This is a genomic window from Streptomyces cacaoi, assembly GCF_006539165.1.
Classification (GTDB): Bacteria; Actinomycetota; Actinomycetes; order Streptomycetales; family Streptomycetaceae; genus Streptomyces; species Streptomyces cacaoi.
Genome location: NZ_BJMM01000023.1, coordinates 1 through 14,350, shown reverse-complemented (window position 1 = coordinate 14,350; position 14,350 = coordinate 1). Strand labels below are relative to the sequence as shown.

General features: G+C 71.9%; 9 protein-coding genes. 5 read left to right on the top strand and 4 right to left on the bottom strand.

Annotated elements, in window-relative coordinates; all coding sequences use genetic code 11:
• Positions 1-38: 38 nt before the first annotated feature.
• The 4 genes from pgfA to polA all read right to left on the bottom strand — a co-directional run bounded on the left by pgfA (position 39) and on the right by polA (position 6,183).
• On the bottom strand, positions 39-1,049 hold the full coding sequence (gene pgfA, locus SCA03_RS20935; protein ID WP_037866096.1) for a cell envelope lipid trafficking protein PgfA: 1,011 nt from the start codon (positions 1,047-1,049) through the stop codon (positions 39-41).
• A gap of 21 nt (positions 1,050-1,070) precedes the next feature.
• A complete protein-coding gene (locus SCA03_RS20930; protein WP_107061435.1) occupies positions 1,071-1,205 on the bottom strand; it encodes an SPW_0924 family protein in 135 nt (44 codons plus the stop codon).
• A 191-nt stretch (positions 1,206-1,396) separates the two neighbouring features.
• A complete protein-coding gene (locus tag SCA03_RS20925; RefSeq protein ID WP_086814290.1) occupies positions 1,397-3,148 on the bottom strand; it encodes a lytic transglycosylase domain-containing protein in 1,752 nt (583 codons plus the stop codon).
• 305 nt (positions 3,149-3,453) lie between these two features.
• A complete protein-coding gene (polA, locus tag SCA03_RS20920) occupies positions 3,454-6,183 on the bottom strand; it encodes a DNA polymerase I (RefSeq protein ID WP_030887094.1) in 2,730 nt (909 codons plus the stop codon).
• Between the two features lie 283 nt (positions 6,184-6,466).
• Here polA and SCA03_RS20915 point away from each other — a divergent pair, with 283 nt between their 5' ends.
• The 5 genes from SCA03_RS20915 to SCA03_RS20895 all read left to right on the top strand — a co-directional run bounded on the left by SCA03_RS20915 (position 6,467) and on the right by SCA03_RS20895 (position 14,299).
• Positions 6,467-8,752, top strand: a complete 2,286-nt coding sequence (locus SCA03_RS20915) for an FdhF/YdeP family oxidoreductase (protein ID WP_030881331.1) — start codon at positions 6,467-6,469, stop codon at positions 8,750-8,752.
• A 129-nt stretch (positions 8,753-8,881) separates the two neighbouring features.
• Positions 8,882-9,352: a PaaI family thioesterase gene (locus SCA03_RS20910; protein WP_030881329.1), complete on the top strand. Its 471-nt coding sequence runs from the start codon at positions 8,882-8,884 to the stop codon at positions 9,350-9,352.
• A gap of 859 nt (positions 9,353-10,211) precedes the next feature.
• Positions 10,212-11,456: a branched-chain amino acid ABC transporter substrate-binding protein gene (locus SCA03_RS20905; protein ID WP_086814294.1), complete on the top strand. Its 1,245-nt coding sequence runs from the start codon at positions 10,212-10,214 to the stop codon at positions 11,454-11,456.
• A 78-nt stretch (positions 11,457-11,534) separates the two neighbouring features.
• Positions 11,535-12,464, top strand: coding sequence for a branched-chain amino acid ABC transporter permease (locus SCA03_RS20900; RefSeq protein WP_030881319.1), 930 nt, complete (start codon positions 11,535-11,537; stop codon positions 12,462-12,464).
• Between the two features lie 5 nt (positions 12,465-12,469).
• Positions 12,470-14,299, top strand: a complete 1,830-nt coding sequence (locus tag SCA03_RS20895) for a branched-chain amino acid ABC transporter permease (RefSeq protein WP_141275567.1) — start codon at positions 12,470-12,472, stop codon at positions 14,297-14,299.
• Positions 14,300-14,350: the final 51 nt, after the last annotated feature.

The following is a 14,350-nucleotide window of genomic DNA, read 5'->3' as shown; positions in this document are numbered from 1 at the left end:
GTGGACGGGCCCGGGACGGCCCGGGCCCGGCCCGGCGTTCAGGCCCCCGTGGCGGGAGCCGGCTGCGGGTCCCGGTCGGCGGTGTCGGCGCGGGCGTCGGGGCCGGGGGCACCGGGGCGGCGGGAGCGGTGTTCCAGGACGAGGGAGACGGTGAGCAGCACGGCGCCGAGGGCGAGGAAGCCCCACGGCAGATAGCTGGTGAGCGCGAGGACCAACTGGCGCTGGGAGCGCACGAGATCCTGCGCGGCCTGCTGGAAGTCGGGGCGCATCTTGACGTGCCCGGAGAAGGCGGTGAGCGGCTCCTTGTCCGGCTGGCCCTTCCAGCGCATCTCCTCGCGGTGGATCTCCTGGCCGTCCAGCGGGGCGCCGGTGACCGGCTCCACCCAGAACATCCGCTTGGTGCTGTACCAGCGCTCCATCCCGGCCTGCCGGACCACCTCGGGGGTGGCGCCCATCGGCAGCTTCCTGGGGACCTTCACCTTGGTCCACGGGATGGTCTGCTCGAAGTAGTACGCCTCCATACCGGCCACCGTGCGGGTCCCCTTGTAGTGGATGGGCGCGGAGGTGCGGGTCTGGAAGTCGAAGTACTCGTAGTCGCGCTTCTCCGTCAGGAAGGGCCACTTGTACTCGATGCCCTCGCGGCGCACCGGGTCGCCGTCGACGTGCTCGCCCGCGGTGTGCACGGGCTCCTGGGTGTGCGCGTCGAAGACGTAGCGCTCGGGGATGCTGGAGACCAGCTTGCCCTTGTCGTCGGCGACATGGCTGCGGGTGTCCCAGACGACGACGTCCCTGCCGGTGCGCTCACGCACCCGCTCGGCGGCCGGCACATTGCCCCTGAGGCTCTGGACGATGCTCACCTTCGACACCTTCTTGGGCCGCATGGTGGCGTAGTCGAGCAGGGTGGCGTCCTTCGCCTCCAGCACCATGGCCTGGTACTGGCTCGGCGGGATCTTCGCCAGCCGCGGGAAGCCGTACCAGCGGATCAGCGGCGAGAGCGCGGCGAAGAACACCGCGAACGCCAGCAGCACCAGACTCGCTCTTCTGCGCATGCCGCGTCCTCCCTGCTCCGGCTAGGGGTGCTCGGGAACGGTGGTGTACAGCGGCTTCGGCGAGGTCTTTCCGGCCGGCATGCCGATGGCCGTGATCGTGAAGACGAGCGCGAGCGCGGCGGCCAGTCCTATTCCGGCGGCGATCAGCGCACGCATCCGCGGCACCTCCCGGTCGATGTCACCCGACGGCACCTGACGCTTCGTCAGGGCCCGGGGAACGTACCGCCGTTCGCCGGGGATGGGAACAGCTCGGCAGCCCGATTTTCCGGGGCGGTGGACGGCCCGCGCGGGTGCGGACAGACGTGTGCCCCGGCGCGCGGACGCCGGGGCACACGACCGGGCAGGCATCAGCCCTTGACGGTCAGCTCCAGCTTCAGCTCGGCGCTGCCGGTGCGGAGGATCAGCGTCCAGGTACCGGCCTCGTCGCCCGCGTGGATGGGCGGCAGCCTCAGCACGCCCTTGTCGTCGGCCGTCAGCTGGAGGGTGCGCAGCGGCTTGCCGTCCTCGTCGGTGAAGTAGGGGCCCTTGCCCTGGTCGGCCATCGCCGCCTTCACCACGGCGCCCGGCACCGGCTCGCCCTTGTTCGTGGCCCGCACCTCGACCGGCGCTGCGATGTCCTCGCCGGCGGCGCCCTCCAGCGCCGCCTCGCCGGTGCGGGCGAGGCCGTCGGGCTGCGGCGCCGTCACCGACGCCCGGAACTCGACGGGCTTCAGCTTCCCGCCCTGCACGGTGGCCCGCAGGACGAAGTCACCGGGCTCCGCGCCCGCGTGCAGCACCGGAGCCGTGGCCAGGCCCTTGGCGTCGGTGCGGACCGCGAACTTCTTGGCGCCCTTGTCGAAGGAGGCGCCCGTCCTCCCCGTCACCTCGAAGGTGATCTCGACATCCTCGACGCCCTTGCCCTGGGCGTTCTCGGCCCTGACCCGGGGGCGCTCGGTGAAGTCCTCACCCGCGACGGCCGTGAACGAGCCCGGGGAGACCGCCTCCAGCGCGGCGGGCGCGGTCGGGCCGGGGCTGGGCGAGCCGCCGTCGTCACCGTTGTCGCCGTCGTTGCCGTCGTCACCGCCGTTGCCGTCGCCGGGCTTCTCCGGGTCGCCCGGTTTGTCCGGCTTCCCGCCCCCGGGCTTGTCGGGCTTACCCGGTTTGTCCGGCTTGTGGCTGCCGCCGGAGCCGCCGTCGCCGCTGCCGTGGCCGCGCCCCGGGGAGGCCGTGCCGCCGGAGGAGTCGCCCGCGCCGCCGGCACCGGGCGAGGTGGGCAGGACGCCCTCGCCGTCCGGCACCTCGTGGGTGCCCTTGCGGTAGTACTCGAACCAGGCGAGGACGGTGCGCAGATACTCGGCGGAGTTGTTGTAGCTCAGCACCGCGCGGTCGAGATCGGCCTTGACGGCGAGATCGCGCCCGCCGGCGCACAGGTACTGGCCGGCGGCGAGCGCGGCGTCGTGGATGTTGTTCGGGTCCTTGCGGCCGTCGCCATTGCCGTCCGCGCCCCAGCGCGACCAGGTGGACGGGATGAACTGCATCGGGCCGACCGCGCGGTCGTAGGTGGAGTCGCCGTCCCACTCGCCGCCGTCGGTGTCCTTGATGCTCGCGAAGCCCTGGCCGTTGAGGACGGGGCCGAGGATGGGCTGCCGGGTGGTGCCGTCCTTGTCGACGGCGCCGCCGCGCGCATGCCCCGACTCGACCTTGCCGATGGCCGCCAGCAGCTCCCAGCGCAGGCCGCAGCCCGGCGAGGAGGACGACAGGGAAGCGGCGGCCTTCTTGTACGCGGCCAGCAGCGAGGCGGGAATGCCGGACTCGGTGCCGCCGCCGGGCGCTTCGTCACCCGGCGGGTTCGGCGACTCCAACGGCGGCAGCTCGGTGTGGTACGAACCGTCGCCGGGAGTGCGGTCCTCCACCGCGTCCGTACGGCCGTTGCCGTCGTCCCGCTGCGGGCCGCCGAGCCCCACCCCGGGCGCCTGCGAGGCGGTCAGCGCCGCCATGACGACGGCCGCCACGGCCGTCCCGCCCAGCCCCCTGCGGAGTCTCGTGCCCCCGCTGATGCGGTGGCGTCCGGCCGTACTGCCCTGTCCGGTCGCTGCGTGCCTGCCGCGGTACCGCGCCATAGGTATGTCCCGTCCTCTCCCCTGAACGTCCCCGAAGACGCAATCCCCGGTGACATTACGGCACTTCCGGCCGTCAAGTCAGCGCTCTCGCGCCACTTCCGGCCCGCCCTGCGCAGCTTTCCTGCCCCCATGGGGCCGGTTTCCCGCCGGTTCACCTCCCCTTCCCCCGGCTGCCGCGCGACGTCCCGCCGTACGGCGCCTTTCCCGGGAGGCACCGCCCCGTCCCGAGGCCCGGATCCGCATACGCCGGGGCGGCGCCGACGGCCGGGCCGCCGGCGCCGCCCCGGTGCGGGACGCGGACCGCCTCAGTGCGCGGCCGACTCCCAGTCCTGGCCGTGGCCCACCGAGACGTCCAGCGGCGCCCGCAGCTCGACCGCCGAGGCCATCTCGCGGCGCACCAGCTCCTCGACCTGCTCCCGCTCGCCGGGGGCGACCTCCAGCACGATCTCGTCGTGCACCTGGAGGAGCATCCGCGAGGCGAGACCGGCCGCCCGGATCGCGGCATCGACCTTGAGCATCGCGACCTTGACGATGTCCGCCGCCGTGCCCTGGATCGGGGCGTTGAGCGCCATCCGCTCGGCCATCTCCCGGCGCTGCCGGTGATCGCTGGTGAGATCCGGGAGGTAACGGCGCCTGCCCATGATCGTGTGGGTGTAGCCGATGGCCCGGGCCTCGTCGACGGCGTTGTGCAGATAATCCCGCACGCCGCCGAAGCGCTCGAAGAAGGTGTCCATCAGCTTGCGGGCCTCGTCCGGGGTGATGCCCAGCTGCTGGGAGAGGCCGAAGGCGGACAGCCCGTAGGCCAGGCCGTACGACATCGCCTTGATCTTGCGACGCATCTCCGGATCCACCGCGGACTTCTCCACGCCGAAGACCTGCGCGGCGACCGTCGTGTGCAGATCCTCGCCGGAGGTGAACGCCTCGATGAGGCCCTCGTCCTCGGACAGATGGGCCATCACACGCAGCTCGATCTGGCTGTAGTCCGCCGTCATCAGCGACTCGTAGCCCTCGCCGACGCGGAAGCCGCGGCGGATCGCGCGGCCCTCGTCCGTACGCACCGGAATGTTCTGGAGGTTCGGATCCGTCGAGGAGAGCCGGCCCGTCGCGGCGACCGTCTGATTGAACGTCGTGTGGATCCGGCCGTCCGGGGCGATCGTCTTGATCAGGCCCTCGACGGTGGTGCGCAGCTTCTGCTGCTCGCGGTAGCGCAGCATGATGACGGGCAGTTCGTGGTCCGTCTGGCCCGCCAGCCAGGCCAGCGCGTCCGCGTCGGTGGTGTATCCCGTCTTGGTCTTCTTCGTCTTCGGCAGGCCCAGCTCGCCGAAGAGGACCTCCTGGAGCTGCTTGGGCGAGCCGAGATTGAACTCGTGGCCGACGGCGGCGTGCGCCTCCTGGACCGCCTGCTGCACGGCGTCCGCGAACTGCTGCTCCAGGTTCGTCAGCCACTCGCGGTCGGCGCAGATGCCCGCGCGCTCCATCCGGGACAGCAACTCGGAGGTGGGCAGCTCCAGATCGCGCAGCATCTCCGCCGCGCCGACCTGCTCCAGCCGCTCCTCGAAGGCCGTGCCCAGATCCAGCACGGTGCGCGCCTTGACCATGAGCGCGTCGGCCTCCGCCCGCTCGTCCACGCCGAGGGCCAGCTGCCCGTCCGACTCGGCGGTGGGGCCCAGCTCCCGGCCGAGGTACTCGACCGAGAGCGCGTCCAGCGCGAAGGACCGCCGGCCGGGCTTGTCGAGATAGGCGGCCAGCGCGGTGTCCATCCGGACGCCCGCCACGCTCCAGCCGTGCTCGGCGAAGACCCGCATCAGCGCCTTGGCGTCGTGCATCGCCTTGGGCCTGGCCTCGTCCGCGAGCCAGGCGGCGAACGCCGCGTCGTCCTCCTCGGTCAGCGCCGTCGGGTCGAACCAGGCCGCCGGGCCGCCGGCCGTGGCCAGCGCGACCTCGCTGACGCTGCCGGTGCCCTGCTTCCACACGTCGACGGTGGCGACGCCGAGCGCGCCCGAGCCGTGCTCGGCCAGCCAGGGGCCGAGGGCGCCGGGCTCCAGCACCTCGCCGTCCACCTCCACTCCGGCGGCGGGCTGCTCCTGCTGCTCCTCGGCGCCCGGGTCGACGGCGAACAGGCGGTCACGGAAGTTCTGGTGGCGGAATTCCAGGGCGTCGAGGATGACGCCGAGCGCCTGCCGGTCGTAGGGGGCGCGGACCAGGTCCTCGGGGCGGTCGGGCAGCTCGACGTCGCGCACCAGCTCCGTCAGCGTGCGGTTGAGGCGGACGGCGTCCAGATGATCGCGGAGGTTCTGGCCGGCCTTGCCCTTGACCTCGTCCGCCCGGTCGGCCAGCTCGGCGAACGAACCGAACTGGTTGATCCACTTCGCGGCCGTCTTCTCCCCGACGCCGGGGATGCCCGGCAGGTTGTCCGAGGGGTCGCCGCGCAGCGCCGCGTAGTCCGGGTACTGCTGGGGGGTGAGGCCGTAGCGCTCCTCGATCTTCTCCGGTGTGAACCGGGTCAGCTCGGAGACGCCCTTCGTCGGGTACAGCACGGTGATGTTGTCGGTGACCAGCTGGAAGGTGTCGCGGTCACCGGTGACGATCGAGACCTGGAAGCCCTCGGCCTCGGCCTGGGTGGCGAGTGTGGCGATCACGTCGTCGGCCTCGAAGCCGTCCACCGCGTAGCGGCGCACCTGCATCGCGTCGAGCAGCTCGCCGATCAGCTCGACCTGGCCCTTGAACTCGTCGGGACTCTTGGACCTGTTCGCCTTGTACTCGGAGTACTGCTCCGAGCGCCAGGTCTTGCGGGAGACATCGAAGGCGACGGCGAAGTGCGTGGGCTCCTCATCACGCAGGGTGTTCGCGAGCATCGAGGTGAAGCCGTAGATCGCGTTCGTCGGCTGCCCCGTCACGGTCGTGAAGTTCTCCGCGGGAAGCGCGAAGAACGCCCGGTACGCCAGGGAATGTCCGTCCATGAGAAGCAGACGCGGCCTGGCCGCCGCCTCCGCCTTCGGTGCTGTCGTTGTCGTCTTCGATGCCGTCTTAGCCACGGAACCGATCCTCCCACGGGCCACCGACACGCCGCCGTCAGTGCGGTGCGTCACGCGTCACGGGGACCGGCGGGCAGTGCTCCTCCAGCGCGCCTCCAGCGCTCCGCCAGCGCTCCGCCAGTGCTCCGCGTTCGGCGGCCCGCGGCCGGGGGGCTCCGGCCACCCCCGGCGGGAGGCGGCGGGGGCGGCCCGGCCGGGGCCCGCGTACGCTGCCGGTTCCGGGTCGCGGCGGAGTTATCCACAGGTCTGGGCAGCTCAGGTCGTGCGTGGGAGCATCAGGGCCATGAAGCGAAAGCCGCCCTCCGCCGATCCCGTTCAGGACGCACCCCAGGTCAGCGCGCCGCAGCACGCCGCCGCCGGAGCCCCGGCCGTCGCCCACTCGCTGCGCATCGCCGGGCGGCAGATGGGCGCCAGACGCACGGCGCTGACGCTGCTGCGCGTCAACCAGAAGAACGGCTTCGACTGCCCGGGCTGCGCCTGGCCCGAGGGGGACGAGCGGCACACCGCCGAGTTCTGCGAGAACGGTGCGAAGGCCGTCGCGGAGGAGGCCACCACCCGCCGGGTGACGCGCCGCTTCTTCGACGAGCACCCCGTCACCGATCTCGCCGGGCGCTCCGGGTACTGGCTCGGGCAGCAGGGCCGGCTCACCGAGCCCATGTATCTGCCCGAGGGCGGCGAGAAGTACCGGCCCATCTCCTGGGAGGACGCCTTCTCCCTGATCGCGGAGGAGCTGGGCGCGCTCACCTCGCCCGACGAGGCGGTGTTCTACACCTCCGGCCGCACGAGCAACGAGGCCGCCTTCCTCTACCAGCTGTTCGCCCGCGAGTTCGGCACGAACAACCTGCCCGACTGCTCCAACATGTGCCACGAGTCCTCCGGCTCGGCGCTCACCGAGACGCTCGGCGTCGGCAAGGGCAGCGTCCTGCTGGAGGATCTCCACCGCGCCGATCTGATCGTCGTCGCCGGTCAGAACCCCGGCACGAACCATCCGCGGATGCTCTCGGCGCTGGAGAAGGCCAAGGCGAACGGCGCGAAGATCATCACCGTGAACCCGCTTCCCGAGGCCGGGATGGAGCGGTTCAAGAACCCCCAGACGCCGCGCGGCCTGGTCGCGGGCGGCACCCCGCTGACCGATCTGTTCCTCCAGATCCGCATCGGCGGCGACCAGGCGCTCTTCCGCACCCTCGGCCGGCTCCTGCTGGAGCGGGAGGGCGCGCTGGACGAGGAGTTCATCCGCGCGCACACGCACGGCTTCGAGGAGTACGCCGAGGCGGCCCGCGCGGCCGACTGGGACGAGACGCTGGCCGCGACGGGCCTGGAGCGCGAAGAGATCGAGCAGGCGCTGGAGATGGTGCTGGCGTCCCGGCGCACCGTGGTCTGCTGGGCCATGGGCCTCACCCAGCACAAGCACTCGGTGCCGACGATCCGCGAGGTCGTCAACTTCCTGCTCCTGCGCGGGAACATCGGCCGGCCGGGCGCCGGCGTGTGCCCGGTCCGCGGCCACAGCAACGTCCAGGGCGACCGCACCATGGGCATCTTCGAACGCCCGGCGCCCGAGTTCCTCGACGCGCTGGAGCGGGAGTTCGGCATCACGGCACCCCGCGAGCACGGGTACGACGTGGTCCGCGCCATCCGGGCCCTGCGGGACGGCGAGGCGAAGGTCTTCTTCGCCATGGGCGGCAACTTCGTCGCGGCCTCGCCCGACACCGAGGTCACCGAGGCCGCGATGCGCCGGGCACGGCTGACGGTGCACGTGTCCACGAAGCTCAACAGATCGCACTGCGTCACCGGGGCGCGGGCGCTCATCCTGCCCACGCTCGGCCGCACCGAGCGCGATGTGCAGCCGGGCGGCGAGCAGTTCGTCACCGTCGAGGACTCCATGGGCATGGTGCACGCCTCGCGGGGCCGGCTCGCCCCGGCCGGTGAGGCGCTGCTGTCGGAGCCCGCGATCGTCGCACGACTGGCCCGCGCCGTGCTCGGCTCCGGCTCCGTCGTCCCGTGGGAGGAGCTGTCGGCCGACTACGGGCGCATCCGCGACCGCATCGCGCGCGTCGTGCCGGGCTTCGAGGACTTCAACGCGCGCGTCGCCCGCCCCGGCGGCTTCGCGCTGCCGCACGCGCCGCGCGACGAGCGCCGCTTCCCCACGGCCACCGGCAAGGCCAACTTCACGGCGGCGCCCGTGGAGTACCCGCAACTGCCCGAGGGCCGGCTGCTGTTGCAGACCCTGCGCTCGCACGACCAGTACAACACCACGGTCTACGGGCTCGACGACCGCTACCGCGGCATCCGCAACGGCCGCCGTGTGGTGCTCGTCCGCCCCGAGGACGCGGCGGCGCTCGGCCTTCCGGACGGCTCCTACGCCGACCTGACCAGCGAGTGGCGGGACGGCACCGAGCGGGTCGCGCGCGGCTTCCGCGTCGTCCACTACCCCACGGCCCGGGGCTGCGCCGCCGCCTACTACCCGGAGACCAACGTCCTGGTCCCGCTCGACGCCACCGCGGACACGAGCAACACCCCCGCCAGCAAGTCCGTGGTGGTCAGGCTCACCCCCTCGGCGGCGGAGGGGTGAGCCCCCGGGCTTAAGCTCGGTTTCGGACACACGCACGACGAGGAGGAGCACGCACACCGCGGCGGGCACCGGGCGCCACCGGCCGTACGCGGGCGTGCCCCGGACGATCAACGATCGGAGCCGCGGCCCATGGGCGAGCAGACCACGACCACGTTCCCCCAGGAGATCCTGGACGAGTGGACCGGCTCCGGTATCGACCTGGAGGCGCTGTTCTCCGCCGGGCACCTCGGTGAGCGCATGGGGCTCCAGGTGATCGAGGCCGCGCCGGAGCGGGTCGTGGGCACCCTGCCCGTGGAGGGCAACACCCAGCCGTACGGGCTGCTGCACGGGGGCGCCTCGGCGGTGCTCGCCGAGACCCTCGGATCGGTGGGCGCCATGCTGCACGGCGGGCCCGGCAAGATCGCCGTCGGTGTGGACCTCAACTGCACCCACCACCGCGGTCTGCGCTCGGGCCTGGTCACCGGCACGGCCACCCCCGTGCACCGGGGCCGCACCAGCACCACCTACGAGATCGCCATCACCGACGAGGACGGCAAGCGGGTCTGCTCGGCCCGGCTCACCTGCCTCCTGCGGGACGCACCGGCCCAGCCCGGCGCCTGACTCTCCCGCCCCACCGCTTCCCGGTGCCGCCCGGGCCCCCGGCCCGACCGGGGCGCTCCCCTGGGCCCCGACCGGCCCCGGCGCCCGACGGCACCGACGCCCCCAGCGGCACCAACAGCGCCGGGAGCACCGAGAGCACCGGACGGTGTCCCCTCCCGCCGCCCTCACGCGTCGCCGGGCACGGCCCGCCTTTCCCGTAGCCGGGGGCCGACGTGCGGCGGGCGGTGCCCGCGCCGTTCCGCTGCGGCCCGCCGGCCGGGACGCGGGAGCCGGCACCGACGCACGCACCATGCGGGGCTACGCCGGAAGCGGCAGGAGGGGCAGTCACGGCGGGCCTGTCGCACCGGTCACCCGGCGCCCGCGGAAACTAGCCCTCCGCGGCAGCGCCGCTACCTGCCGCAGGCCGCCGCAGCGTGCCGGAACCCACCGTCGCAGCACCGGCAGCCCCCGCCACGGATGACGCTCAGTGACGGGCGCCCGGGCCCGGCACCGGACGCCCCGGCGGGCACGCCCCCGGCGCGCGCACTCAGCGACGCACGCCGCACGGTATGCGAACACCACGGGAGCGCTCCCCGCGACCGCCCGGCGGGACGCGAAGGGGAAGGCCGTCGCCGATCCGCTGGTCACGCAAGGGAGTTGATCCCTTCTTCCGCGGAAGATCCGCTTATTCCGGCACTGTCATAACAAGAACGTCACATCCACGACGCCCCTCTGCCCGAGCTTGCGCGGTCGGCTTAAAGTCACCGGCCATCCAACGCGCCGCGTGGGCGTACATGCCAACGCACGATCCCTTGTCCTGCGCCCGGCGCGTCCATCACCCCTCGCCCCCCGAGGGCCGTGCCTGGGGAAAGGACTGATCGTGCGTCACCGCCCCTTGCTCGTACTCACCACCACTCTCACGGTGTCAGCCCTCGCGCTGACAGCCTGCGGCTCTCGCGACGCCAAGGGCGGCAGCGGCGACAGCGGCGGGAAGACCACCGTCGTCATCGGCCTCGACGCCCCACTGACCGGCGATCTGTCCGCCCTGGGCCAGGGCATCAAGAACTCCAGCGAGCTGGCCGTGAAGACCGCCAACAGGACCGAGGAGGTCAAGGGCGTCACCTTCAAGCTCCAGGCGCTCGACGACCAGGGACAGGCGGGATCCGGCCAGCAGAACGCGACCAAACTCGTCGGCGACAGCGACGTACTCGGCGTCGTCGGCCCGCTCAACTCCCACGTCGGCCAGTCCATGCAGAAGGTGTTCGGCACCGCGCACCTCGTCCAGGTCTCCCCCGCCAACACCGCACCCCAGCTCACCCAGGGCCCCGACTGGCAAACCGGGGACAAGAAGCGGCTGTTCGACACCTACTTCCGCACCGCGACCACCGACGCCGTCCAGGGCCCCTACGCCGCCCGGTACCTCTACGACAAGAAGAAGTTCCGCAAGGCGTACATCATCGACGACAAGAAGACCTACGGCGCCGGCCTCGCCGGCACCTTCACCGACGAGTTCAAGAAACTCGGCGGCAAGGTCGTCGGCACCGACCACGTCAACCCCGAGGACCGCGACTTCTCCGCCGTCGCCACCAAAGTCGCCACGTCCCGGGCCGACTTCGTCTACATCGGCAGCGAATACCCCACCGCCGCACCGCTGTCCGCCCAGATCAAGAAGGCCGGCGGCACCATGCCCGCGATCGGCGGCGACGCCCTCTACAGCGCCGAATACATCAAGCTGCACAAGAAGAAGTCCGAGGGCGACATGGCCACCTCCGTCGGCGCACCACTGGAGACCCTCGACACCGCCAAGACCTTCGTCCGCAACTACCGGGAAGCCGGCTACAAGCTGCCCTACGAGGCATACGGCGGCTACAGCTACGACAGCGCCTGGGCCATCGTCCAGGCCGTGAAGGCCGTCGTGCAGAAGAACGACGGCAAGCTGCCCGACGACCACGAAAAGGCCCGCGAACAGGTCGTCGAAGCCATGCAGGACGTGAAGTTCGACGGTGTGACCGGCCAGGTGTCCTTCGACAAGTACGGCGACACCACCAACAAGCAGCTGTCCGTCTACGAGGTCAAGGGCGGCAAACACGTGCCCGTACAGACCGGCACCTTCCGGGGCAACTGACCGCGAGCGCCACCCCGCACCCGCGCGCGGGGACGCCCCGCGTCCCCGCGCCGCCGTACCGACCCCTCGGAGGACCCGGTGCATGATCTGCCGGACCAACTGGTGAACGGCCTCGCTCTCGGCGCGCTCTACGGTCTGATCGCGATCGGGTACACGATGGTCTACGGCATCGTCCAGCTCATCAACTTCGCCCACGGCGAGATCTTCATGATCGGCGGCTTCGGCGCCCTCACCGCCTATCTGTGGCTCCCCGACGGCACCTCGCTCGCCGTCGCACTGCCCCTGATGATCCTGCTCGCCGTCGTCTGCGCCGTCCTCGTCGGCGTCGGCGCCGAACGCTTCGCCTACCGCCCCCTGCGCGGCGGCCCCCGCCTCTCCCCCCTCATCACCGCCATCGGCCTCTCCCTCGCCCTCCAGCAGGCCGTCTGGGCCTTCTACCCCGACGCCAAAAAAGCCCGGCCCTTCCCGCAGTTCGGCGGAGGCGACCTCGACCTCGGGCCCGTCACCGTCTCCCGCGAGGACCTGTTCATCTTCGTCGCCGCGCCCGTCTGCATGATCGCCCTCGGCCTGTTCGTCGCCAGGACCCGCACCGGCCGCGCCATGCAGGCCACCTCCCAGGACCCCGACACCGCCAAGCTCATGGGCATCAACACCGACCGCATCATCGTCCTGGCCTTCGCGATCGGCGCCGCGTTCGCCGCCGTCGCCGCCATCGCCCAGGGCTTCAAGACCGGCGAGGTGAACTTCCGCATGGGCTTCATCGCCGGACTGAAAGCCTTCACCGCGGCCGTCCTCGGCGGCATCGGCAACATCTACGGCGCCATGGCCGGCGGACTCGTCCTCGGCATCGCCGAAGCCATGGCCACCGCCTACATCGGCGACATCCCCGGCCTCGAACAGTTCGGCGGCGGCTCCTGGAAGGACGTCTGGGCCTTCGTCCTCCTCATCCTCGTCCTCCTCCTACGACCCCAGGGCATTCTCGGCGAACGCCTCGCGGATCGGGCGTGATACCCATGACCACCCCCACCCGGACCGGTGCACCGCTCCCCCTGCACCCCGACCCCGCCCGCGGCCTGCTGCTCGCCCGCGCCCTCACCGGCGCCGGAACCGCCCTCGCCTTCGTGAGCACCCTGCTCGCCTGGACCTGGACCGCCGACTTCCCCGGCAACCTGACCCTCGCCCTCTACCCCGCCGGCCTCCAACTGCTCACCCTGGCCGCCTCGTTGCTCACCGCGGCCTTCCTCCTCGCCTCCGCGCACGTCCCCGGACTGCGGTGGCTCACCCCCGGCGGAGCCCACAGCCCCCTGCTGCTCATCGCCCTCGGCAACCTCGCCGCCACCTGGTACACCGCCGCCGCCCTCGCCGTCGACCTCGGCGGACTCGTCAACTACGAACCCGGCATGTGGCTCGCCCTCGCCGGCACCCTCCTCGCCCTCCTCGGCACCCTCGGCCTCCCCGCCGACACCCCGCCCCCACACCCCGCACAACCCGCCGGGCCCTGGCGGCGGCTGCGCCACGCACTCAAGGCCCCCGAGCCCGGGCAGGCCGCACCACTGCCCGGCTGGGCCGAGATCCTCCTCATCTGCGCCGCCTGCGCACTCGGCCTGTACGTCTTCGCCTACGGCATCGAGACCGAGGACGGCCCGCCCTTCATCGGCTTCCTCCTCCTCGCCGCCTTCGCCTTCCCCGCCCTCGGCAAAGCCGGACTCACCCACCGGCTCTCCCGGCTCGCCGGCGCCCACCGCAACGTCACCCTCGGCGCCGCCTTCGTCGCCGCGCTCCTGTTCCCCGTCACCCAGAGCAACGAGGCGTACACCAACATCGCCGTCAGCGTGCTGATCTTCGCGACCGTCGCGCTCGGCCTCAACATGGTCGTCGGCCTCGCTGGCATCCTCGACCTCGGCTACGTCGCCTTCCTCGGCGTCGGCGCCTACACCGCCGCACTCGTCTCCGGAGCCCCCACCTCCTCCCTCGGCCTGCACGTCCCCTTCTGGGCCGCCGTCCTCATCGGAGCCGCCGTCGCCCTCGTCTTCGGGCTGATCATCGGCTTCCCCTCGCTCCGGCTGCACGGCGACTACCTCGCCATCGTCACCCTCGGCTTCGGCGAGATCTTCCGCATCTCCGTACAGAACCTCGACGGCGACTCGGGCCCCGACGTCACAGGCGGCCCCAACGGCATCCCCAACATCCCCGACCTGGAGATCTTCGGCTTCAACCTCGGCGACGAACACACCCTCCTCGGCTTCACCTCCGGCAGATTCGCCAACTACTACCTGCTGATGCTGCTGTTCACCGCCGTCGTCGTCACCGTCTTCCGCCGCGCCGACAACTCCCGCATCGGCCGCGCCTGGCTCGCCATCCGCGAGGACGAGACCGCCGCACGCGCCATGGGCGTCAACGCCTTCCGCCTCAAACTCATGGCCTTCGCACTCGGCGCCACCCTCGCCGGCATGGCAGGCACCGTCCTCGCCCACGTCGAATACTCCGTCAACCCCGAGTCCTACAAATTCGTCCACACCGCACCGCCCAACTCCGCCTTCCTGCTCATCGCCGTCATCCTCGGCGGTATGGGCACCGTCAGCGGACCCCTCATCGGCGCCGCACTGCTCTACCTCATCCCGGCCAAACTCCAGTTCATGGCCGACTACCAACTCCTCCTGTTCGGCATCGCCCTCGTCCTCCTCATGCGCTTCCGTCCCGAGGGCCTCATCGCCGACCGCCGCAAACAGCTCGAATTCCACGAGACCGGCCGGCCCCAAGCCCCCGGCGCACCGGCCACACCCGCCCCGGCAGGCCCCGGCCCCGGCCCGGACCCCGGCGAGACGGAGGCACCACAGCGATGACGACCACCACCCCGCCCACCCCGCACCCCGGCCCCCACACACCGGAACCCG

What these genes read in the sequence shown, in the direction of transcription:
- SCA03_RS20910 (WP_030881329.1), top strand. Translation starts at nt 8,882, where the DNA reads ATGGGCGAGCAGACCACGACCACGTTCCCCCAGGAGATCCTGGACGAG.
- SCA03_RS20925 (WP_086814290.1), bottom strand. Translation starts at nt 3,148, where the DNA reads ATGGCGCGGTACCGCGGCAGGCACGCAGCGACCGGACAGGGCAGTACG.
- SCA03_RS20930 (WP_107061435.1), bottom strand. Translation starts at nt 1,205, where the DNA reads ATGCGTGCGCTGATCGCCGCCGGAATAGGACTGGCCGCCGCGCTCGCG.
- SCA03_RS20915 (WP_030881331.1), top strand. Translation starts at nt 6,467, where the DNA reads ATGAAGCGAAAGCCGCCCTCCGCCGATCCCGTTCAGGACGCACCCCAG.
- SCA03_RS20895 (WP_141275567.1), top strand. Translation starts at nt 12,470, where the DNA reads ATGACCACCCCCACCCGGACCGGTGCACCGCTCCCCCTGCACCCCGAC.
- pgfA (WP_037866096.1), bottom strand. Translation starts at nt 1,049, where the DNA reads ATGCGCAGAAGAGCGAGTCTGGTGCTGCTGGCGTTCGCGGTGTTCTTC.